This window comes from Ruegeria sp. AL12 (assembly GCF_056540885.1).
This window is the reverse complement of sequence record NZ_JBQFXN010000001.1, coordinates 290,306-312,574: the sequence shown is the minus strand read 5'-3', so window position 1 is coordinate 312,574 and position 22,269 is coordinate 290,306. Positions and strand designations below refer to the sequence as shown.

The 22,269-nt window shown below is 59.5% G+C and carries 20 protein-coding genes; 7 read left to right on the top strand and 13 right to left on the bottom strand.

Features of this window, described 5'->3' with window-relative positions:
- Positions 1 to 82 precede the first annotated feature (82 nt).
- Positions 83 to 1,090, top strand: a complete 1,008-nt coding sequence (locus ACR0C6_RS01575) for an ABC transporter permease (protein ID WP_171114986.1) — start codon at positions 83 to 85, stop codon at positions 1,088 to 1,090.
- A complete protein-coding gene (locus tag ACR0C6_RS01570) occupies positions 1,083 to 2,063 on the top strand; it encodes an ABC transporter permease (protein ID WP_152458617.1) in 981 nt (326 codons plus the stop codon). The genes ACR0C6_RS01575 and ACR0C6_RS01570 overlap by 8 nt, the downstream gene beginning before the upstream one ends.
- Positions 2,064 to 2,070: 7 nt before the next feature.
- Here ACR0C6_RS01570 and ACR0C6_RS01565 read toward each other — a convergent pair whose 3' ends face one another.
- From ACR0C6_RS01565 to ACR0C6_RS01540, 6 genes are all read right to left on the bottom strand, one after another.
- Entirely contained in the window at positions 2,071 to 3,207 is a 1,137-nt protein-coding gene (locus tag ACR0C6_RS01565; RefSeq protein ID WP_480445691.1) for an MFS transporter, read from the bottom strand.
- A gap of 68 nt (positions 3,208 to 3,275) precedes the next feature.
- Positions 3,276 to 4,553, bottom strand: coding sequence for a DUF3422 family protein (locus ACR0C6_RS01560; RefSeq protein WP_480445692.1), 1,278 nt, complete (start codon positions 4,551 to 4,553; stop codon positions 3,276 to 3,278).
- Positions 4,554 to 4,660: 107 nt separating this feature from the next.
- Entirely contained in the window at positions 4,661 to 5,017 is a 357-nt protein-coding gene (locus tag ACR0C6_RS01555; protein WP_480618026.1) for a VOC family protein, read from the bottom strand.
- 161 nt (positions 5,018 to 5,178) lie between these two features.
- Complete coding sequence (locus tag ACR0C6_RS01550; RefSeq protein WP_152458621.1) at positions 5,179 to 6,633, bottom strand: NAD(P)(+) transhydrogenase (Re/Si-specific) subunit beta; 1,455 nt, start codon at positions 6,631 to 6,633, stop codon at positions 5,179 to 5,181.
- 13 nt (positions 6,634 to 6,646) lie between these two features.
- Entirely contained in the window at positions 6,647 to 8,218 is a 1,572-nt protein-coding gene (locus tag ACR0C6_RS01545) for a Re/Si-specific NAD(P)(+) transhydrogenase subunit alpha (protein WP_480618024.1), read from the bottom strand.
- Between the two features lie 129 nt (positions 8,219 to 8,347).
- The gene (locus tag ACR0C6_RS01540) at positions 8,348 to 8,797 is read right to left on the bottom strand and encodes a methyltransferase family protein (RefSeq protein ID WP_480618022.1); all 450 of its coding nucleotides are present in this window, start codon (positions 8,795 to 8,797) and stop codon (positions 8,348 to 8,350) included.
- 174 nt (positions 8,798 to 8,971) lie between these two features.
- Here ACR0C6_RS01540 and kynU point away from each other — a divergent pair, with 174 nt between their 5' ends.
- A complete protein-coding gene (gene kynU, locus ACR0C6_RS01535) occupies positions 8,972 to 10,165 on the top strand; it encodes a kynureninase (RefSeq protein WP_480618020.1) in 1,194 nt (397 codons plus the stop codon).
- On the opposite strand, the gene ACR0C6_RS01530 is transcribed toward kynU, so the two are convergent.
- Positions 10,158 to 10,736, bottom strand: a complete 579-nt coding sequence (locus ACR0C6_RS01530; protein WP_480618018.1) for a TetR/AcrR family transcriptional regulator — start codon at positions 10,734 to 10,736, stop codon at positions 10,158 to 10,160. The two genes, kynU and ACR0C6_RS01530, sit on opposite strands and share 8 nt — an antisense overlap.
- Positions 10,737 to 10,835: 99 nt before the next feature.
- Between ACR0C6_RS01530 and ACR0C6_RS01525 the strand changes: the two genes are divergently transcribed.
- Complete coding sequence (locus ACR0C6_RS01525; RefSeq protein WP_152458626.1) at positions 10,836 to 11,300, top strand: (2Fe-2S)-binding protein; 465 nt, start codon at positions 10,836 to 10,838, stop codon at positions 11,298 to 11,300.
- A 3-nt stretch (positions 11,301 to 11,303) separates the two neighbouring features.
- Positions 11,304 to 13,544 carry a xanthine dehydrogenase family protein molybdopterin-binding subunit gene (locus ACR0C6_RS01520; RefSeq protein ID WP_480618016.1) on the top strand — a complete coding sequence of 747 codons (2,241 nt, stop codon included), beginning with the start codon at positions 11,304 to 11,306 and terminating at the stop codon, positions 13,542 to 13,544.
- Between the two features lie 58 nt (positions 13,545 to 13,602).
- Here the strand turns inward: ACR0C6_RS01520 and ACR0C6_RS01515 are convergent, their stop codons facing one another.
- The 6 genes from ACR0C6_RS01515 to ACR0C6_RS01490 all read right to left on the bottom strand — a co-directional run bounded on the left by ACR0C6_RS01515 (position 13,603) and on the right by ACR0C6_RS01490 (position 19,049).
- The gene (locus ACR0C6_RS01515; protein WP_480618014.1) at positions 13,603 to 14,412 is read right to left on the bottom strand and encodes an autotransporter outer membrane beta-barrel domain-containing protein; all 810 of its coding nucleotides are present in this window, start codon (positions 14,410 to 14,412) and stop codon (positions 13,603 to 13,605) included.
- Positions 14,413 to 14,462: 50 nt separating this feature from the next.
- The gene (locus tag ACR0C6_RS01510) at positions 14,463 to 14,690 is read right to left on the bottom strand and encodes a hypothetical protein (protein WP_480618012.1); all 228 of its coding nucleotides are present in this window, start codon (positions 14,688 to 14,690) and stop codon (positions 14,463 to 14,465) included.
- Positions 14,691 to 14,885 carry a hypothetical protein gene (locus ACR0C6_RS01505; protein WP_480618010.1) on the bottom strand — a complete coding sequence of 65 codons (195 nt, stop codon included), beginning with the start codon at positions 14,883 to 14,885 and terminating at the stop codon, positions 14,691 to 14,693. It lies immediately after the preceding gene.
- 532 nt (positions 14,886 to 15,417) lie between these two features.
- The gene (locus ACR0C6_RS01500; protein ID WP_171227922.1) at positions 15,418 to 16,197 is read right to left on the bottom strand and encodes a gamma-glutamyl-gamma-aminobutyrate hydrolase family protein; all 780 of its coding nucleotides are present in this window, start codon (positions 16,195 to 16,197) and stop codon (positions 15,418 to 15,420) included.
- Between the two features lie 219 nt (positions 16,198 to 16,416).
- A complete protein-coding gene (locus tag ACR0C6_RS01495) occupies positions 16,417 to 16,842 on the bottom strand; it encodes a GlcG/HbpS family heme-binding protein (protein WP_152458631.1) in 426 nt (141 codons plus the stop codon).
- A 71-nt stretch (positions 16,843 to 16,913) separates the two neighbouring features.
- A complete protein-coding gene (locus ACR0C6_RS01490; RefSeq protein WP_480445702.1) occupies positions 16,914 to 19,049 on the bottom strand; it encodes a malate synthase G in 2,136 nt (711 codons plus the stop codon).
- A 206-nt stretch (positions 19,050 to 19,255) separates the two neighbouring features.
- Here ACR0C6_RS01490 and pepN point away from each other — a divergent pair, with 206 nt between their 5' ends.
- On the top strand, positions 19,256 to 21,808 hold the full coding sequence (gene pepN, locus ACR0C6_RS01485) for an aminopeptidase N (RefSeq protein ID WP_480618008.1): 2,553 nt from the start codon (positions 19,256 to 19,258) through the stop codon (positions 21,806 to 21,808).
- Entirely contained in the window at positions 21,805 to 22,233 is a 429-nt protein-coding gene (locus tag ACR0C6_RS01480) for a hypothetical protein (RefSeq protein WP_480618006.1), read from the top strand. Before pepN ends, ACR0C6_RS01480 begins: the two co-directional genes overlap by 4 nt.
- The last annotated feature ends 36 nt before the right edge of the window (positions 22,234 to 22,269 follow it).

Below are 22,269 nucleotides of genomic sequence, written 5' to 3'. Positions count from 1 at the left end.
CAAAACCGCGCCCCGATCGTTATCGGGGCGCGGTCATTTGCATCCCACCCCAACAAGAAGACGCATATAAAGGCGCCTCTTAATGCTTAATTTCACAATCAGACGACTGGTGCTGGCCGTTCCAACGCTGCTGTTCATCAGCCTCGTCATCTTCCTGCTCCTCGAACTCGCACCCGGCGATCCGATGGCGCAGGTTCCGCTCACCGTTCCCCCCGAAGTCAAAGAGAAGATGCGCGAGGCGCTCGGCCTTGGCCAGCCGATGCATATCCGGTTCTGGAAATGGATCGTGCAATTCTTCTGGATCGAACCGCAGGTTCTGATCGACCACATCTTCGGCACCAGTTTTTCCGCAGGCGACCTGCGCGTGATATCTTGGCAGACCCGCTCGCCCGTCATGGACATCGTCGTTCAGCGTATCCCGCAGACCCTGTGGGTTGTCGGCACCGCCTACGTTGTCGCCATCCTGATCGCGCTGCCCATCGGCATCTATTCGGCCTATCGCCAGTATTCCTGGTTCGACCAGATGGGCACCTTCGTGTCGATGGTCGGCTTCTCGGTCCCTCCGTTTTTCTCGGGCGTTCTGGTGATCGTGATCTTTTCAGTCCAGTTGGGCTGGTTCCCGTCGATCTATGACACCACGCATGTGGTCAACAGCTGGGACAGCTTCGTCGTGCAGCTGAAACAGATGATCATGCCGGTCATGGTGCTGGCGTTGCAGATCACGGCACAGCTCAGCCGTTTCATGCGCGCCTCGATGCTGGACAATCTCAACCAGGATTACGTCCGCACCGCCCGCGCCAAGGGGCTCAGCGAATACACGGTCGTCATGGTCCACGTCCTGCGGAACTCGATGATTCCCGTGGTCACGGTCATTGCACTGGGTATCCCGGCCATCTTCGGCGGCGCCATCATCACCGAGCAGGTTTTCAAGGTGAATGGTATCGGCCAGTTGCTGATTGGCGCCATTCAGGCCAACGACCTGCCGATGGTACAAACCCTGACCTTCATCTTTGCCGTGCTGATCGTGCTGTTCAACCTGATCGCCGACGTCCTGTATGGCATTCTGGACCCGAGGATTCGCTATGACTGATCACGACAAGTCAGACACGCTGATCCCCGACGAAGGTCTGGCCCCGGCATCCACCGCGCTGCCAACCGCTGATGTGATGGAGGAACTCACGACCCCGCCGCGCAGCCAATGGCGCGACGTCTGGGATCAGTTCAAGACGCACAAGGGCGCCATGGTAGGTGCGGTGCTGTTCATCCTGATCGTGGCGGGCGTCTATCTGGGCCCCTATCTCTGGAGCATTGATCCAACGCAGATCGATATCCGGGCCCGCAATCAGGGGCCAAGCTGGGCGCATCCTTTCGGCACCGACCAACTGGGCCGGGATATTCTGGCGCGCATGATGTCGGGCGGTCAAACCTCGGTATCGGTGGGCATCACCGCGATGCTGCTGGCACTGTTCCTGGGATCCTTTATCGGCGTTCTGGCCGGGTTCTTCAAACGGCTGGATGGTCCGCTTATGCGTCTGACGGACCTGTTTCTGGCCCTGCCCCTGCTGCCCTTGCTGCTGGTCATGATGCTGCTGTTCCGTGAACCCCTGTCGGCCGCGTTCGGGCTGGAGCGCGGGATCTTCATCCTGATCGTCTGCGCCATCGGTATCACCTCGTGGATGCCTACGGCGCGGATCGTACGGGGTGACGTGCTGGCCATCAAAGAGCGTGAATTCGTTCTGGCGGCCCGGTCCATCGGCACCAGCAACACTCAGATCATCACGCGGCATATCCTGCCGAACGTGTTGTCTCCGATCATGGTATCGGCGACGCTGGGGATTGCGACGGCGATCATTACCGAAAGCGCGCTTTCCTTCCTGGGTCTGGGCTTTCCGCCCGACTTCCCGACATGGGGCCGCCTGCTGTTCGACGGAGTCGATTATCTACAGCAATACCCCGAGCGTGTGTTCTGGCCTGGTCTGGCAATCTCGCTGACTGTCCTGAGCGTCAACTATCTGGGTGACGGTCTGCGCGATGCGCTGGATCCCCGCATTCGCGGACGCTGAAACAAGTTCAGTCGGCGCGCCTCAGCGCGCCGGCCAACAGCACGATCAGAACGGCCAATGGCAACAGCACAGCGAAGGCCAGACGCAGGCCGAACACTTCGGCCAAAAAGCCGATCAACGGCGGACCGATCAACAGCCCCCCATACCCCAATGTCGCCACACTTGCGATGGCTTGCCCCGGTGGCACATTCGGATCGCTGGCCGCCCGGCTGAATGCCAGCGGCATGATCACGGCATAACCTATTCCCATCAATGCAAAGCCGGCCAGCACGGGCAAGATCGTTACTGTTGAAACCACCGTGAAAACGCCCAAAGCCGCGCAAATACCGCCGAACCGGGCGGAAACGACCGGACCGAACCGGGTGATGACAAGCGCGCCTGCAAGTCGAAACGCCACCATGGTCACTGAAAACACCGCATAGCCCAAGGCAGCGACGCTTTCGGACGCCCCCGTGATGTCACGCAGATATATCGCGCTCCAGTCCGCGACGGCCCCTTCGCCCAATGCCCCGCACAAGGCGGCTATGCCAACCAGTATCAACGCACCGGATGGCAAGGCGAAAACCGTACTCTGAGGCCCTTGGGATCGGCGCGAGGTCCAGCTTACCCAGGATGACGCAAGCGCAAGGCCAACAACCACGCCACCCGCCAACAGGAAGTGCACAAGAACCGTCAGCCCCATCTGAACCGCGGCATATCCGCTGAGCGCGCCAAGTCCAGCACCAAGGCTCCACATTGCGTGGAACGAGGACATAACGGGTTTGTCATAGGCCTGCTCTACCTCGGCGGCCCATGCATTCATCGCAACATCCATCGACCCGTGAAAGGCGCCAAAGACAAACAGAAACACTGCCAGCCCCCAAAGCCCATCAGCCATGGCAAGCAGGATCAGCGACCCCGTATACAGAACCGCAATGATCCGGGTGATTGCAACAGCGCCGAAACGATCCGTAAGCCGCCCGGTTATCGGGAACGAGCAGACAGCCCCCGCAGCCATGAACAACAGGCCATATCCAAGCGCCTCATGGGACAGTTCCAGGCGGTCACGTATGGCGGGAATGCGCGACGCCCAGATTCCGAACAGGGCACCATTCAGAATGAACATGGCGGCGACAGCGCGCCATGCTGCAACTATGCTTATCATCCCAAGCCCTCGCTCTGCTTGCCCAATGCCCCTGTTCTACAGGTCAGAGGAAACTTGGCAATTGCCACTCAACCAAGCCGCTTGCGAATGCGTCGCACCGAGTACCACACCCCGGCGACAACCGGGATCGTAACCGCCGCCGTCAGCATGCCCTTGCTGATGCCCGAGGCCGTCAGCGGATACAAAAGATAGCTGACCAGCGAAACCGCGTAATAGCTGATGGCAACCACGGAAAGCCCCTCGACCGTATGTTGCAAGCGCAGTGCCAGATCAGCCCGACGGTCCATGCTTTCCAGCAACGCCTGGTTTTGCGCGCTGCGTTCCACATCCACTCTTGTCCGCAGCAACTCACCCGCGCGGATCGCCCGATCCGACAAAGCCTGAAGCCGGCGTTCCGTGGATTTCACGGTGCGAATTGCAGGGTCATATCGGCGCATCATGAAATCGGCGAAATTCTGACCACCTTCGAAACGCTCTTCTCGCAACACTTCGATCCGCTGGTTGACGATGGCCTCATAGGCCCCGGTGGCCCCGAACCGGAAGGAACACCGGGCCGACAAAGTTTCGAGCTCGATCGACGTTGCCAGCAAATCCTGCAACAGCGCGTCAGGCTGCGTCGAGTTGCCAGTCATCTGCCCCATCAATCGGGTGAGTTGCCCGTCCAGCTCTCCGATACGCGGCATCAGCTGCTTGACGCGCGCGAAACCCAGCATCGACATCGCCTTGTACGTTTCAATTTCGCAAAGTCGCTGAATGATCCGTCCCGTCCGGCGCCGTCCGGTGCCCTCGGCCACGAACAAGGCAAAGCGCATGTGACCGGCCGGATCGATCCGAAAATCACTGGCACAAACTGCGGCATCGTCCAATACCCTGGACACGGCCAGACTTTCCGGCTCGAACCAATCCAGCAGTTTCGACTTCACCACGTCGTCACTGTCGCGCTCAACGACGCGCAACAATACTGATGTAACCCTCTGGCCCGGACTGGCGATCAACCAATCGGGCGGAAAGACCTCAAAGTCAGCCGGATCAAAGGCGCGATCACTCACATTCTGCGCGATCGCCGTGTAGGTCACAAATTCGGTATGCTGCTCCCACTTCAACCAATGGCGGCCAATCTGGCCCGCGTAATGCGTGGCATCCGGCCGAGGGTGCTGCGCACCGTGGCGATCCAGCAGGTCGATCAAATGAGCCAAATCCTCACGTCGATCGCGCGCCACGGCGGCCTCGGGCTTTTTGATCGCAAGAAAGACCACCGTACAGGGCATTGACGCGACCGGGAAGGGTCGCGCATGCAGTTCATTTGCCAGCGCATAGCGAAGGGGATGGTCGTCTATCGGTGTCATGTATGGCTCCGCCTCGTCACGCGCACTATACGGCACATAATTGATACATCAATTCTCTTTTTATTTCATATACTTAGAGGGATACAACGGTATACAACCCTGCTATCTCATTGATTTGGCTGCCACAGCTCGATGGGGTTGCCTTCGGGATCATGGATGCGGGCAAATTTTCCAACTTCGCTGTCCCAGTCAGGATTGGTTTCCACCGTGATTCCAGCCTGCTCAAGCTGCGCCGTCAGCGCGCCCAGGTCATCGACACGAAAATTGATCATCCACTGCTGATCGGCCCGTCCGAAATATTCGGTGTCCTCCGCGAATGGCGCTAAGACCGTATAGCCTTCTCGCTGCTTCCGGGGCACGGGGTCATAATGATTGACGCCCAGGTGCTTCTCATACCAGGCGCTCAGCGCTTCAGGGTCGCGGGCGCGAAAGAACACACCGCCAATACCATTCACTTTCTCCATCCTCGACCTCCTGCCATCTGTGCCGCCACTCCAGACTACCACACTCCGCCTGCTTCATCTGGCTGGAAATATCCTGGGGGTTTGGGGGCAACGCCCCCATGCACACTCAAAAAGAAAAGGGCGCCCAAAGGCGCCCTTTGCAATCTGATCAAACGCGACGATCAATCGATCATCGGCAGCAGCTTGTCCAGCGACTCCTTGGCGTCGCCGTAGAACATTCGGGTGTTCTCTTTGAAGAACAGCGGGTTTTCGATGCCGGAATACCCGGTGCCCTGACCACGTTTCGAGACAAACACCTGCTTGGCTTTCCAGCATTCCAGAACCGGCATTCCGGCGATGGGGCTGTTGGGATCTTCCTGCGCCGCCGGGTTCACGATGTCGTTCGAACCGATGACGATGGCCACATCGGTGTCCGGAAAGTCGTCGTTGATCTCGTCCATTTCCAGAACGATATCATACGGCACCTTCGCTTCGGCCAGCAAAACGTTCATGTGGCCCGGCAAGCGGCCCGCCACGGGGTGGATTGCGAAACGAACGTTCTTGCCCTTGGCCCGCAGCTTGCGCACCAGTTCGGAAACCGATTGCTGCGCCTGTGCCACGGCCATCCCATAGCCCGGAATGATGATCACGCTGTCTGCGTCGTTCAAAGCCGCAGCAACGCCATCAGCCTCGATGGCGATCTGTTCGCCTTCAACGGCCATTTGTTCGCCCTGCGGGCCACCAAAACCGCCAAGGATCACGCTGACAAAGTGGCGGTTCATCGCCTTGCACATGATGTAGGACAGGATCGCACCCGACGAGCCCACCAGCGCACCGACCACGATCAGCAGGTCGTTGCCCAGCGAGAAGCCGATCGCCGCAGCCGCCCAGCCCGAGTAGCTGTTCAGCATGGACACAACCACCGGCATGTCGGCGCCGCCGATACCCATGATCAGGTGATAGCCGATGAACAACGCCGCCAGCGTCATCAGGATCAGCGGGAACAGACCGCCTGTCGATGTGTACCAGATCAGGCAGATCAGCGAGAGACCCGCCGCCGCCGCGTTCAGCGCATGGCCACCGGGCAGCTTTGTCGCTGCCGAGGTCACCTTGCCCGCCAGCTTGCCATAGGCGACGACCGACCCGGTAAAGGTGATCGCACCGATGAAGATGCCCAGGAACAGTTCCACATGCAGGATTGCCAGCTCAGCCGGGGTTTTCTTGGCAATCAGCTTGGCAAAAGACCCAAGGTCGGACAGGTCCGCCTGGCTGGCGCTGTCAGCAATGGCCATGACCTGCGCCACGTTTCCGATCTCGAAATGCGCGTTGAAGCCGACGAACACGGCCGCAAGACCGACCAGCGAGTGCATCGCCGCAACAAGCTGCGGCATCTCGGTCATCTGCACGCGCTGCGCAACATATTGGCCGATGAAACCACCGCCCGCGATCAGCAGCAGCGACAGAAGCCACAGACCCGAGCCCGGGCCAACCAGTGTGGCAAAAACCGCCAGCGCCATACCGACGATGCCATACCAGACCGCGCGCTTGGCGCTTTCCTGGTTCGACAAACCGCCGAGCGAAAGGATGAAAAGGACAGCCGCAACAACATAGGCGGCAGTGGTGAAGCCATAATCCATGTGCCCGGCCTCCTTAAGATTTCTGGAACATGGCGAGCATGCGCCGGGTTACGAGGAAGCCGCCGAAGATGTTGATCCCGGCCATGAAGACGGACAGTGCCGCCAGCAGAATGACCAGGAACGACCCCGATCCGATCTGCATCAAAGCCCCGACGATGATGATCGACGAGATCGCGTTGGTGATCGCCATCAGCGGAGTGTGCAGGCTGTGCGCGACGTTCCAGATCACCTGGAAGCCCACAAAAATGGCCAGCACGAAGACGATGAAGTGCTGCATGAAACTGGCCGGAGCGATCAGCCCCACCAGCAGCATCAGCGCGCCACCGACACCCAACAGGGTGAACTGCTGCTTGGTCTGCGCTTTGAAGGCCGCGATTTCCTGCGCCTTCTTTTCTTCCGGGGTCAGTTCCTTGACCTCGGGCTTTTTCTGCGCCGCGATCGCCTGCACCTTGGGTGGCGGCGGCGGGAAGGTGATCTCACCCTCATAGGTCACGGTCGCGCCGCGGATCACGTCATCTTCCATGTCGTGGTTGATCTGGCCGTTCTTTTCAGGCGTCAGATCGGTCATCATGTGACGGATGTTTGTCGCGTACAAAGACGAAGACTGCGCCGCCATCCGGCTGGGGAAGTCGGTATAGCCGATGATGGTCACGCCGTTGGGCGTCACGACCTTTTCGTCCGGCACGGTGCCTTCGACGTTCCCGCCGCGCTCGGCCGCAAGGTCAACGATGACCGAGCCCGGCTTCATTGCCTTGACCATGTCTTCCAGCCACAGCTTTGGCGCCGGACGGTTGGGGATCAGGGCCGTCGTGATGACAATATCCATTTCCGGGGCCAGCTCTCGAAACTTGGCCAGCTGCGCATTGCGGAACTCTTCTGACTGGACGGACGCATACCCACCGGTGGACGCACCATCCTGCTGTTCTTCTTCGAAGTCCAGATAGACGAACTCAGCCCCCATCGATTCGACCTGCTCGGCCACCTCAGGGCGCACATCGAACGCGTAGGTAATTGCACCCAGCGAGGTCGACGTGCCGATCGCGGCAAGCCCGGCAACACCGGCCCCGACGATCAGAACCTTTGCAGGCGGCACCTTGCCAGCCGCAGTCACCTGACCGGTGAAGAAACGGCCAAAGTTGTTGCCGGCTTCGATCACGGCGCGGTAGCCGGCAATGTTGGCCATCGACGACAACGCGTCCATCTTCTGCGCGCGTGAAATACGCGGCACCATTTCCATGGCGATCACATTTGCGCCCTTGGACTTGGCAAGTTCCATTCCTTCTTCGTTGCCGGCAGGATTGAAGAAGGAAATCAGCGTCTTGCCCTTGGTCAGACGCTTCAGTTCCGTCTCGGTCGGGATACGAACCTTGGCGATGATATCTGCGGCCTTCCAAAGCGATGCCGCGGTCTTGACAACCTCAACGCCCACGGCCTCATACGCCGCGTCCGAAAAACCGGCGGCAGCACCTGCGCCTTTTTCGATCAGGCACTCATAGCCCAGTTTTTGCAGTTGCACGGCCGAGTCCGGTGTCATCGCGACCCGGTTCTCGCCGTCCAGTATTTCCTTTGGCGTGCCTATCTTCACTGGCAGTCCCCCTAATTCTTACTCGGTCTGAGCGGGTGATCGGTATTCTTTGTTAAGCAAAGATGTATCCTGCGCAACATTATTTCGCAAGCGCAGCATTTTTGACGTGATGTCATTGCGGACTCCACCCTAGATCCAGCGCCGTGTCTTGCGTTCGTAACGCGCGAAGTCGGCGCGAAAGGTACGACGCAGGCGGTCTTCTTCCGGCAGGATGAACCGACGCTCCAACACCCAGACGAAGACTGGCACAAGAACCAGGGACAGGACGGCATCAAACCGAAGGACAAGACCCGCAAGAATCAGAACGTCGCCCACATAGATCGGATTGCGACTGCGCTTGTAGATGCCGGATTGCACCATCGTTGACGGGGTTTCGTGCGGGATGACGGTTGTCTTGTGACGGCGGAATTCGACCACCGCCAGAACAGCCATCAGGATTCCGCCTCCGATCAACACCCCGCTCAGAAGATCCGTCAAACCACCCTCAAGCGACAGGCCCAGATTCAGATACCTGGCCTGCAACCAGGCAAGAGCTGCAAAAGCAATCAACCAAACCGGCGGAACGTCCATCCAGCGCATGCAAAGCCCTCATTGAATGACGACAAGATCAAGCACATGTCGCTTCTGTGCGATGTCCTACCGCTTTTGAGCCAAAATGGCAAAAGACCAGTATGTCGCATCGCATGGACTCATTATCGCGGATCGACTACCTCAAAAGCAATCACCGACGTTCACACGAGTTAGCGAGCCTTCATGACTGATTTTGCGGCAACCAAAGCCATGTTCGACCTGCCAGAGGGCGTCATCTATCTGGATGGCAACTCTCTGGGCCCCCTGCCGAAATCGGCAGGTGCCCGAGTGCAACGGATGCTGACGGAAGAATGGGGCCAGATGCTGATCACCGGATGGAACAAGGCTGGTTGGATGGGCCTGCCCACCGCGCTTGGTGACCGGATTGGCCGCCTGATCGGAGCAGAGCCCGGCAGTGTGGTGACCGGAGACACCTTGTCGATCAAGGTCTATCAGGCCGTGGCCTCGGCCCTTGAACTGAATCCGGATCGCAAAGTGGTTCTGTCGGATAACGGCAACTTTCCTTCGGACCTGTATGTGGCGGATGGCTTGCTGCGCTCGCTTGGGGACGCGTATGAGTTGCGCGTCGTTGATCCCGAAGCCGTGGCCGGCGCAATCACCGAAGAGGTCGCTGTTCTTATGTTGACCGAGGTGGATTACCGCTCGGGTCGGATGCACGACATGAAGGCGCTGACCGAACTGGCGCATGCCAACGGCGTGATAACGGTCTGGGATCTGGCCCATTCCGCGGGGGCCATCCCCGTGGACCTTTCAGGGTGCAACGCAGATTTCGCGGTCGGGTGTACGTACAAATACCTCAACGGCGGCCCCGGCGCTCCAGCCTTCATCTATGTCGCGCCGAGGTTGGCGGAACGCACCCGCCCCGCCCTGTCCGGATGGCTGGGGCACGAAGCGCCGTTTGCCTTCGATCTCGACTACCGCCCCGGCAGCGGCATTGAACGGATGCGGGTGGGAACGCCCCCCATCATCCAGATGACGGCCTTGTCGGCTGCGATGGACATCTGGGATCTGGCGGACATGACCGACGTCCGGGCCAAATCGATTGAACTGACCGAGCTTTTCATAGAACGCGTCGAGGCAACCTGCCCGGATCTGCAACTGGCCAGCCCCCGTGATCCGCAGCAGCGCGGCAGCCAGATCTCGTTCCGTTTCAAGGACGGCTATGCCGCCATGCAGGCCCTGATCGCCCGTGGCGTGATCGGAGATTTTCGAGCACCCGACATAATGCGGTTCGGCTTTACACCTTTGTATATCGACGAATGCGATGTCGAACGCGCCGTCGGGATTATGGCCGATATCATGCAGAACCGCCTGTGGGACACGCCCGAATACAGGATCCGTCAGCGCGTTACCTGACTTCGAGTCCGGCGCCGAAAAGCGCCGCGACCTGTGCGACCTGCTGTTCATAGACCTCGGCCCCGGCGCCAATCAGCTTCAGCCCCTTGAGCGTGGCGGTGATCGTCCGACCGGTCTCTGCCGCGTCAGCCAGCAGGCGAACCCGGCCCGCCTTTTCCTGTTGCGTCAGCCAGTCCGCATAGAGCGCGGCCAGCTTGGCCTCACCCGCCGCGATGATTTCCGCAGACAGGGATTTTGTGTTGTCGAGCATTTCAAGCCCGTGGGGCGAGGCCAGAATTTTTGCCATCCCCTCGGTCTGCGCCTGAATTGCGCGGGTCAGAACCTCGGGCACGGACCCTTGCGTCGCCAGCGCTTCGGCCACCGCAACGCTCTTTTCGGCATAGTACAGCTCGGTCAGCTTGCTGACGATCGCCTCTTTGTTCTTGTAATGCAGATACACCGCCGGCCGAGACATCCCCGCGCCGCGCGCGATATCGTCCATCGAGGTCTTTCTATACCCATAAGTGGAAAACGCCTGAAACGCCGAGTTCAGGATCGCCTGTTGCCGTGAGCCGTCACCATTGTCTTTCATATTCGAAGCCCTGACATTTTTTGTTCAATTTGTCAATTGACATCCTGACACTTTCGTACAATTATGTCAGAAACCAGCCACAGCAACACGAGGTGCGCCATGGCGACGACCCTGAAGATCAACGGCAAGCAACATCAGGTGGATCTGCCTGATGACGTCCCCCTTCTTTGGGTTCTGCGGGACGAGGTCGGGCTGACCGGCACCAAGTTCGGCTGCGGCGTGGCCGCATGCGGGGCCTGCACCGTGCATATCGATGGCGAGGCCGTACGCTCGTGCCAGGTGGCGCTGTCGGATGTCTGGGGTGACGTGACCACGATCGAAGGGCTCGGCTCGCCGGACGCGCTGGCCACGATCCAACAGGCCTGGATCGATCATCAGGTCGCGCAGTGCGGATACTGCCAGTCGGGCCAGATCATGCAGGCCGCGGCATTGCTGGCGGAAAACCCGGACCCCACTGACGCAGACATCGACGAGGCGATGCAGGGCAACCTGTGCCGCTGCGGCACCTATCCCCTTATCCGCGCAGCAATCCATGACGCGGCATCCAAGCTGAAGGAGGCGTAAGCAATGGCTTCCGTTGGAAAAATCCTCCGCCGTACGTTCCTGATCGGCTCTGCCGCGATCGTTGGCGGCGTGGCCTTCGGGGCCTATTACGTGACCCGCCCCGCGGCCAACCCCTTGAAACCCCGGGAAGGCGAGGCAGCACTGAACCCGTTTGTGCTGATTGACCAGAACGGCGTCACCGTGTTCGCGCCCCGCGCGGAAATGGGTCAGGGGGTCCGAACCACATGGGCCGCGCTGATCGCCGAGGAACTGGATGTCGATCTGGATCAGATCACCGTTCTGCACGGCCCCGCAGCGGCGGCCTATTACAATTCGGCCCTTGTGGGCGAAGGCTTGCCGAACAAGGGATACGATATCTCGAATTTCCAGCACAATCTGGGCGAGGCGCTGGGTGTTCTGGGCAAGACGCTCAGCCTGCAAGTCACCGGTGGCTCGACCTCGATGAAAGATGGGTTCGACCGGATGCGGCAAGCCGGTGCTTCGGCCCGTGAAACACTCAAACGCGCTGCCGCAGACCGGTTGGGCGTCGATCCTTCGGATCTGAAAACGGCGTCAGGCCATGTCATTGCCCCCAACGGCGACAAGATCGCCTATTCAATGCTTGCCGAGGATGCCGCCGGGCTGGAACCGGTTGAGGTACCGTTGCGAGACCCGTCTGAATGGCGCTATCTGGGCCGAAGCCAACCGCGTCTCGACATGGTGGGAAAGGCGACGGGCACCGCTGAATTCGGCGTCGATGTCCGCCTGCCCGGCATGAAATTCGCCAGCGTGCGAATGAACCCCAAACTGGGCGGCGCGATGAACGGCTTTGACGATAGCGCCGCAAGATCCATGCCCGGGGTTGAGAAGGTCGTCGATCTGGGCACAGGCGTGGCCGTGATCGCAAGCAACACATGGTTGGCCAACCAGGCAGTCGAGGCCATTGATGTCGATTGGGGCGACGCGCCCTATCCGCCGGAAACCGAAGAGATCTTTGCCAGGATCGCCGAGGCGTTTGACGACGCACCGAATTCGACCATGCGCGACGACGGCGATGTCAGCGCAAGCCCGGAGAACGCCACTGAAATCACCGCCGAGTATCGCGTGCCCTATCTGGCCCATGCAACGATGGAGCCAATGAATGCCACCGCGCTCTACACGGGAAATGCGTTGGAACTCTGGTGCGGCAACCAGGCCCCCACACTGATTCAGTTCCGCGTTGCCAACACTGCCGGTCTAGATACCGAAGCCGTCCAAATCCACACCACCTATCTGGGTGGCGGGTTTGGTCGCAGGGGCGAACTGGATTTCGGCGAAATCGCAACCAAGGTTGCCATGGCCATGCCCAGCACACCGGTTCAGACAACCTGGAGCCGCGAAGAGGACATGCGTCACGACTATTTCCGCCCCGGCGCCATCGCCCGGATGCGCGGCGCGGTTCGGGACGGCAAGGCCGTGGTCATTGACGGGAAAGTCGCGGCCCAATCTCCGACCCAACAGGCGGTCGAGCGCTACACCGGGTTCCCCGGCGGCGGTCCTGACAAGGTGCTGGTCGAAGGTTTCTTCAACCAGCCCTACGCGGTACCCAATTACCGCATGAGCGGCCACATTGCCGATTTGGCTGTTCCCGTGGGGTTCTGGCGTTCGGTCGGCAACAGCCATAACGGCTTTTTTCACGAGACATTCATGGATGAGATGGCTCATGCCGCAGGCCGTGACCCGCTGGAGTTCCGGCTGGACCTGATGAAGAACGAACACGCGCCGTCGGCGGGATGTTTGGAAGCGGTGAAGGAAATGTCAGGCTGGACGGGTCAGACGACCGAAGGCGTCGGCCGGGGCGTGGCCTTCACATACAGCTTCGGCACCCCGGTGGCCCAGGTCATCGAAGTGGTCGACGAAGACGGCACCATCCGCATCAGCAAGGCCTGGATTGCCTGCGACATGGGGCTGGCGCTGGACCCGGAAAACGTCAAGGCACAGATGTTCGGCGGCATGATTTACGGCCTGTCTGCCGCATGTTTTGGCGAGATCACCTTTGCGGAAGGCGAAGTCGAGCAGTTCAACTTCCCCGACTATGACGCGATGCGGATGCACACAGCCCCGCAGGTCGAGGTGCGCGTGCTGGAAACCAATCGGCATATGGGTGGTGCTGGCGAGCCCGGAACACCGCCTTCGATGCCGGCACTTGGCAATGCGCTTTTCGACCTGACGGGCAAGCGCGCACGTTCCCTTCCGCTGATCAATCAGTTCAACCTATTGATCTGATCGTCTTGGCGCCGCCTTTTGACTTGAGGCGGCGCTTTCCTTTTTCGCCCCTTGAGGATCAGAAGCTGACAGAAAGAAAAATGGACGCTTCGGCCGTATCCAAATCATCTTCGAACAAACTCAGATATCCCAGTGTCGCCTCGACAAAAACGGCCTCACTCGCGCGCGCGCGCACCCCCACGCGCGATGCCCAAGTCAAGTCGGTCTGCGATCCAGCGCCTAATCCAACATTTTCACGGTCGAACCAGTAGGTCGCGCTCAGCGTCGCAAACGGAGACACAATCGATCGCGAAGTGACAAATGGCCTGCTGATTTCCAACTCAGGTGTTAAGGCGCTGTAACTCGCTGAAGCAACTTCGCCAACTATGTTGACCGGAACACCTGCCACAGTGCCGCTCAGATCATAGTCTTCTGCGCTGTAGTTGTAATAGTCATAGGCAATCGACGGACGTAACAGGAAATTCCCGGCCTCGTACTGACCGATCGCCTCCAGATTGGCTCGCCACCGGGTCCGGTCGAAATCGCCACTTAACCCCAGCACGTTCACATCCGTCGAAAACTCGCCGAAGGTCGCCAGTCCATTCAGCACCCATCTCTCGGACATGCGCCAGGCAAAATAGGGTCCCGCAGCAAGCCCTTTAGTGTCTTGTCTGAATTGACCCTGAAAGCCTTCGACATCAAGGTTTTCATATTCAACCTGAAATCCAACGACCAAGTCCGGCCTGACAAGCCTGTCGAACCCCGCCGCGAAATAGTTGTCATTTATGTCGACTTCTCTGACCCCGCGCGTGTCTTCGATTTCGGTATAGGTGAAATCTGTCCATACATTCCATGTGGACGGCGGCGCGAGATCTCGGCCTTCGGTCAAAGGAGGGCCCACAATAGGAGCAGTAACAGAGGGATCACATAATGCCGCGTCTAATTTACCCGTCGCTGCGTCAACACACTCAACACCGACAGCGTATACCCCGTCAGCAGCACTTTGTGGTCGAGTACGAGGTATAGCGGCCGCAGTTCCACCTCCGGCAAAACCACCACCAGAGCCACCGGAACCGCCACCGGAGCCACCTGAACTTCCACCGCCGCCAAAGCCGCCACCGGAGCCGCCTGAGCCCCCTCCACCGCCAAAGCCGCCGCCAGAGCCACCTAAACCGCCTCCGCCGCCAAAGCCGCCGCCAGAACCACCTGAACCGCCTCCACCGCCAAAGCCGCCGCCAGAGCCACCTGAACCGCCTCCGCCGCCAAAGCCGCCACCAGAGCCACCTGAACCGCCACCACCGCCAAAGCCGCCGCCAGAGCCACCTGAACCGCCACCGGAGCCGCCTCCGCCACCACCTCCACCGGGCAAGCTCCAGTTTCTCTGTTGGTTTTGAGTATCGATCAGGCAATCCTTGCCATTTGGCGCTCCACCGATTTCGAACAATCGGTGTACTCCACCATTTCCGTTTGAGACAAAGGGTGAAAAGCTTAGATGAACGCCTCTGCGAGGCTTGTTCCACGTGTCCACCGTTGTGTTGCCTTGCGCGGCTTCCAAACGAAAACCGCCTTGCTCAGTCGCAGACAACCAAACGGAGGATGCTGAATCACGCGTGCGTCCGATGTAGAGCAACTCACCTAAAGAACCACACTGCTGCGCCATCACGTCAGCTGAAAAACCGGAAGTTGCGCAAAATGTCGCTGCGAGAAACCTAACTGAACACAGTCGTCTTTGGGTTGATCCTTGCATATCTCAATCTCGCACCGTTTCGTAGCATCGGGGGCAAGCATTCAGACCTGCTGGCGGATAAACAAGGGTATTGGGCTCGTCTCATAAACAATTATTCGAATGTTGCGATTCAGAGACGGGGAAGCGAGGGCAGCCCGCTGGCGCCGGTCAAGCAGATTGCCTTAGCCTTGCAGAACGATTTCTACAATTCCAGTTTCTAACCGCATCGCCGAAGGCTTCGAACAGGGGGCGAGAGACCGGGTCATTGATCGCGTCCCATTCCGGGTGCCATTGAACCGACAGGGTAAAGCCGGGCGCATCCTTGATGTAAATCGCCTCGGGCGTCCCGTCCGGTGCATGGCCATCAATGACCACGCGCTGCCCAATCGTTTTGATGCCCTGACCGTGCAAGGTGTTGGTCATGACCTCGGTTGCGCCGAACAGTTTGTGGAAAACGCCGCCGTTTTCCAGTGTCACCACGTGGCGCAGGGCAAACTTTTCCTCCAGGGTTCCATCGGGCGGCATCCGGTGGTTCATCCGCCCCGGCAGATCGCGGATCTCGGGATAAAGCGTTCCGCCCATGGCAACGTTGACTTCCTGAAACCCCCGGCAGATGCCCAAAAACGGCTGTCCCCTTTCAACGCAGGCGCGAACCAGCGGCAGAGTTATGGCGTCTCGTGCCCGGTCGAATTCGCCATGGGCATCGGTTGCAGGTTCCCCGTATTCTTCCGGGTGCACATTCGGGCGACCGCCGGTCAGCAAAAAGCCGTCACAGACCTCCAGCAACTCATCGACCGACACGTAACGCGGATCTGCGGGTATCAATAACGGAAGACATCCTGACACGTTGGCCACGGCATCCGAATTCATCGTTCCCCCAGCATGTGTGGGGTATTGATCGTTCATGAGGTACGAGTTGCCGATGATACCGACGACAGGCCGAGACATTCCGCTTTCCCTGCTGTTGTTGTGCCTGTCAAGGAAGCTAGCGGCAGCGGTTTTAACGTGCAAGAATACACGCCCTGCATGAAAGCGCAGGGACGTGTTCGAAGACGCACTGTACGTTCTGGTCTGCCCAGCTTAATTGGAAAAATTTTCCAACAAACAGCTACGCGGGGGAATAATTTCCCCACTCAGATGGAAAGACGTATAAATACAACGCTCTCGTTAAATCTCGCCGATCAGGCCGGCTGCCTCGATCCCCGCCATTGCGGCCAGCGCATCATTGTCTGATGTGTCTCCGGTAACCCCGACGGCGCCGATCACGGCCCCCTTGCGATCACGCAACAGCACGCCACCCGGAACAGGCACGACCTGACCACCATAGACGCCATTCACAGAGGCCATGAAATAGGCCTGTGTTTCAGCGCGCTGCATCTGCGCGGTGCCCGCCATTCCCAGCATGACCGACCCATAGGCCTTGCCCTGCGCAATCCCGAACCGGCCCGGTGCTGCACCATCCTCGCGCTCGAACGCAATAACATGCCCACCGGCGTCCAGAACCACGACGGAGAGCGGCTTCAACTCCATCTCTCGGCCCTTTTCCAGGGTTTTTCGGATGATGGTGCGGGCCTTGCGTAGGGAAACTGACATCTGAAGGTCCTCTCGTCAGATTGAAGTTCGACAAAGCCCGCAAACGATCAGTCTGTGGGCTTTTGTCGGTGTTATCTTTGGCTGGCTTTCAATTCCAGACGGCGCGCATGCAGGACCGGCTCGGTATAGCCCGAGGGCTGAACCCGGCCCTTGAACACCAGATCGCATGCGGCCTGAAAGGCGATACCGTCAAATCCCGGCGCCATCGGCGTGTAATTCGGATCGTCTTCATTCTGGCGATCCACGACGGCGGCCATCTTTTGCAGTGCGGCCATAACCTGAGCTTCATCCACGATGCTGTGATGCAGCCAGTTGGCCAGTGCCTGCGACGAAATCCGGCACGTCGCGCGGTCTTCCATCAGGCCGACATCGTTGATGTCGGGCACCTTGGAACAACCCACGCCCTGATCGACCCAACGTACGACATAGCCGAGGATACCCTGCGCATTGTTTTCAAGTTCACGCGTGATTTCCTCGTCACTCAGATTGCGCCCAGCCAGCAAGGGGATGGTCAACAGATCCTTCAACGCACCGCGTGCGCCGCCTGCGGCCAGCTCGTCCTGACGGGCCAGCACATCGATCTTGTGGTAATGCGTTGCGTGCAGGGTCGCGGCCGTGGGCGACGGCACCCAGGCACATGTCGCTCCGGCCATTGGGTGGCCGATCTTGGCCTCAAGCATATTGCCCATGCGATCCGGCATGGCCCACATGCCCTTGCCGATCTGCGCCTTGCCCTTCAGGCCACAGGCCAGACCAATATCGACATTGCGATCTTCATAGGCCGCAATCCATGGCGTATTCTTGATGTCGCCCTTGGGCAGCATCGGACCGGCCTCCATCGAGGTATGAATTTCATCGCCGGTCCGGTCCAGGAAACCCGTATTGATAAAGGCGACCCGTGATTTTGCGGCGCGAATGCACTCTTTGAGGTTGACCGAGGTGCGGCGTTCCTCATCCATGATGCCCAGTTTCACCGTGTTGCGCGGCAGGCCCAGAATGTCTTCGACCATGTCGAATATCTCGACCGAGAACGCAACTTCCTCAGGTCCGTGCATCTTGGGCTTCACCACATAGACTGAGCCCTCGACAGAATTGCCCCCGTCTTGCTTCAGGTCGTGCATGGCGATCAGGGTGGTGCACAGAGCATCCATCAGGCCTTCGCCGATCTCGCGCCCTTCTGCGTCAAGCACGGCCGGGTTGGTCATCAGGTGACCCACGTTGCGCACGAGCATCAGCGACCGGCCTTTCAGCTTGGCCTGATCACCCGACGGAGTGGTAAAGCTCAAGTCCTCGGCCAGTTTTCGAGTGAACGTGGTGCCGCCCTTGGTGACCTCTTCGGTCAGGTCGCCTTTCATGAGGCCCAACCAGTTGCCATAGGCCACGACCTTGTCGGCAGCATCGACGCAGGCAACCGAGTCTTCGCAATCCATAATGGTGGACAGCGCGGATTCCAACCGGACATCTGCGATGCCCGCGGGATCGGTCGCGCCTATGTTGCTTGTAGGGTCGATTATGATCTGGATGTGCAGACCGTTGTTTTTCAACAGCACGAAGTCGGGCTTGTCCGCCGAACCGCCGAACCCGGCAAATTGGGCGGGATCGCCCAGCGCAGGGGTCAGCGCACCGTCGGTTACACCCAATTCGCTGACATCCGCCCATGATCCCGACGCCAGAGGCACGGCATCATCCAGAAACGCCTTGGCCCATGCGATCACCCGCGCGCCCCGCGCCGCATCATAGCCACCGCTTGCCGGCAGATCCCCCATTGCATCCGTTCCGTACAGCGCATCATAAAGGCTGCCCCAGCGCGCGTTGGCCGCGTTCAGGGCAAAGCGTGCATTGGTAATCGGAACAACCAGTTGCGGGCCCGGGGTCAGGGCGATCTCGGGGTCGACATTGGCCGTTTCAATCTGGAATTCGTCGCCTTCTTCGACCAGATACCCGATCTCTTTCAGAAAAGCCTCATATTCAGCGGCATCGGTGTTCTGCCCCTTACGGGACATGTGCCACCCATCGATGCGGCTTTGGATCTCGGCCCGTTTGGCCAGCAGCTCACGGTTTTTCGGCCCCAGTTCGTTCACCATCCGCGCCATGCCGGCCCAGAACTTCTGCGAAGAGACGCCCGTGCCCGGCAGCGCTTGCGTCTCGATGAACTCAGCCAAAACCGGATCGATTTGCAGTCCGCTCAGGGTCTGTCTGTCCGTCATATTCCTGCTCTCCTGCGATTGTGCGCCATTGTATGCACTGTGACTTAGGCGGAAAGTTTCCGATAGGCAACTTTCATCCCGTCATTTGGGGCATTCGCTTCGGCTTGAAGCTGTTTCAAAAACCTCAAGGCAATGGCAGGGCCGGTTGCAGCGCCCGAACGAAGCCCCTAACGTCGCGCCAGTCCCGAACAGATACGAGGCCCAAGATGCGCGACGCTGCCCCCACCACGATCTACCTGAAAGACTACACACCGTTTGGCTATTTGGTGGACAGCGTACACCTGACCTTTGATCTGGACGCGCACGCCACGCGCGTCACCTCGCGCATTGCGTTCCGGCCCAATCCTGACGCCACTGACCGCACCTTCTTTCTGCACGGGGAAGAACTGAAACTGATCCGCGCCGCCATTGACGGGGCCGAGATCACGCCAGACGTGACCGACAAAGGACTAACCGCAGATGTCCCGGACGCACCGTTCCTGTGGGAAGCCGAGGTTGAAATCGACCCCGGCAACAACACCGCGCTGGAAGGTCTGTACATGTCGAACGGCATGTACTGCACCCAGTGCGAGGCCGAGGGGTTCCGCAAAATCACCTTCTACCCCGACCGGCCGGACGTGATGTCCACCTTCACCGTTCGGATCAATGGCGACCTGCCGGTTCTGCTGTCGAACGGCAACCCGTCGGGCAAGGGCGATGGCTGGGCCGAATGGGTCGATCCATGGCCAAAACCCGCCTATCTGTTCGCTCTGGTCGCCGGAGACCTGATCGCACATCCCGGTCAGTTCACCACCAGATCAGGTCGCACCGTAGAACTGAACCTCTGGGTCCGTCCCGGAGACGAGGGGAAATGCGCTTTCGGCATGGAGGCGTTGAAGAAGTCGATGAAATGGGACGAGGATGTCTATGGCCGTGAATACGATCTGGACGTCTTCAACATCGTGGCCGTCGATGATTTCAACATGGGCGCGATGGAAAACAAGGGGCTGAACATCTTCAACTCTTCGGCCGTTCTGGCCAGTCCCGAAACTTCGACCGACGCCAATTTCGAACGGATCGAGGCGATCATCGCGCATGAGTATTTCCACAACTGGACCGGCAACCGCATCACCTGCCGCGACTGGTTCCAGCTGTGCCTCAAGGAAGGTCTGACAGTTTTCCGGGATGCGCAATTCACCTCAGACATGCGCTCGGCCCCGGTGAAGCGCATCCACGATGCCATAGACCTGCGTGCCCGGCAGTTCCCCGAGGACAACGGTCCGTTGTCGCATCCTGTGCGCCCCGAAAGCTTTCAGGAGATCAACAACTTCTACACCGCCACCGTCTATGAGAAGGGCGCCGAGGTGATCGGCATGCTGAAACGGTTGGTCGGGGATGCGGCCTATGCCAAGGCGCTTGATCTGTATTTTGATCGCCATGACGGTCAGGCCTGCACGATCGAGGACTGGCTGAAGGTTTTCGAAGACACCACTGGGCGCGATCTGACACAATTCAAACGTTGGTACAGCCAGTCGGGCACTCCGCGCATAAGGGTTCAGGAAGACTGGGCCGACGGCACCTATACACTTACGCTGAAACAGCGAACCGATCCCACGCCGGGACAGGAGGAGAAACTGCCTCAGGTCATCCCGGTTGCAGTCGGCCTGCTTGGGCCCAACGGCGATGAGGTTCGCGCGACCGAGGTGCTGGAACTGACGCAGGCCGAACACAGCTTTGCGTTCACTGGTCTCGCGGCGAAACCCACAGCATCGATCCTGCGCGATTTCTCGGCACCTGTCATTCTGGAACATGACCAGTCGAACGCGGAACGCGCGTTTCTTCTGGCGCATGACACGGACCCGTTCAACCGTTGGCAGGCAGGACGGGATCTGGCGCAGGACACCCTGATGCGGATGATCCTTCAGGATGCGGCACCGGATACCGATTACCTTGACGGATTGTTGACTGTGCTGCGCAATGACGAACTGGACCCGGCCTATCGTGCGTTGATGCTGGGATTGCCGACACAATCGGAATTGGCAGCGGCCTTGCATGACCGTGGCCACACACCCGACCCCATGGCGATCTGGACCGCGGTGGAAACGTTGCGGCAGGCAACAGCCCAGAATGTACAGGATTTGTTGCCCCGCCTGCACAGTGAGGCCTTTGTGGACGGCCCCTACAGCCCGGACGCCGAGCAGTCCGGCAAACGGGCACTTGGCAGCGCTGCGCTGGCATTGACCTCTCGTCTGGATGGTGGGGCGATGGCGACTGAGGTGTACGACACAGCCGACAACATGACATTGCAACTGACTGCGCTGTCTTGCCTTTTACGTGCCCGCAAGGGTGAGGCGCAGTTGGACGCATTCTACGAACAGTGGCAGCATGACCGGCTGGTCATGGACAAATGGTTTGGCCTGCAAGTCGCGATGGCAGCACCCGAGGCGACACCCGCGATTGCCGCGACCCTGACCGAGCATGCGGATTTCAACTGGAAAAACCCGAACAGGTTCCGCGCCGTCATGGGGGCCTTGGCGTTGAACCACGCAGGGTTCCACCAACCGGATGGCGCCGGATACGCCCTGCTGGCCGACTGGCTGATCCGTCTGGACCCGGTGAACCCACAGACCACGGCCCGAATGTGCTCGGCGTTCCAGACCTGGAAACGGTATGATCCGGATCGTCAGGCCCTAATGCGTGCGCAGCTTTCCCGCATCGCGGAAACACCGAACCTGTCGCGGGACACGACCGAAATGGTGTCCCGCATCCTCGGCGCATGACGCCTTACAGCTTTGCCCGCAGCAACCGGAATTTGCGAACGCTGGCCATCTTGGTCGGTGTTTATGCGGCGTTGCTGGCGCTGGTTGTCCTGTTTGACGCGGCCTGGTGGATCGCGGGGCTGCTGTCTTTGGCCACCCTGCCCGCGCTTTGGGACGTGGTTCAGAACACCAGCGCGGGCATGCAATTGGATCAGGATGCGCTAAGCTGGTTCACGGGGAACCAGCAAGCAGAGGTCGCGCTGCGCGACATTGACCATTTCCGGTTTGACACCCGTTGGGATTTCTCGGTTCGAGTGTCGATTGTTTTGCATTCCGGCAAACGAACCCGTCTGCCGGATGAGTCGCTTCCGGCGCATCTGGATTTGGAAACCCTTCTGAAACAAGCCGGATTTCGCGTAGAACGGCATCATTTCACTGTTTTCTGAAACACTGGACCTTTGAGGGGCGAATTGGACACAAAA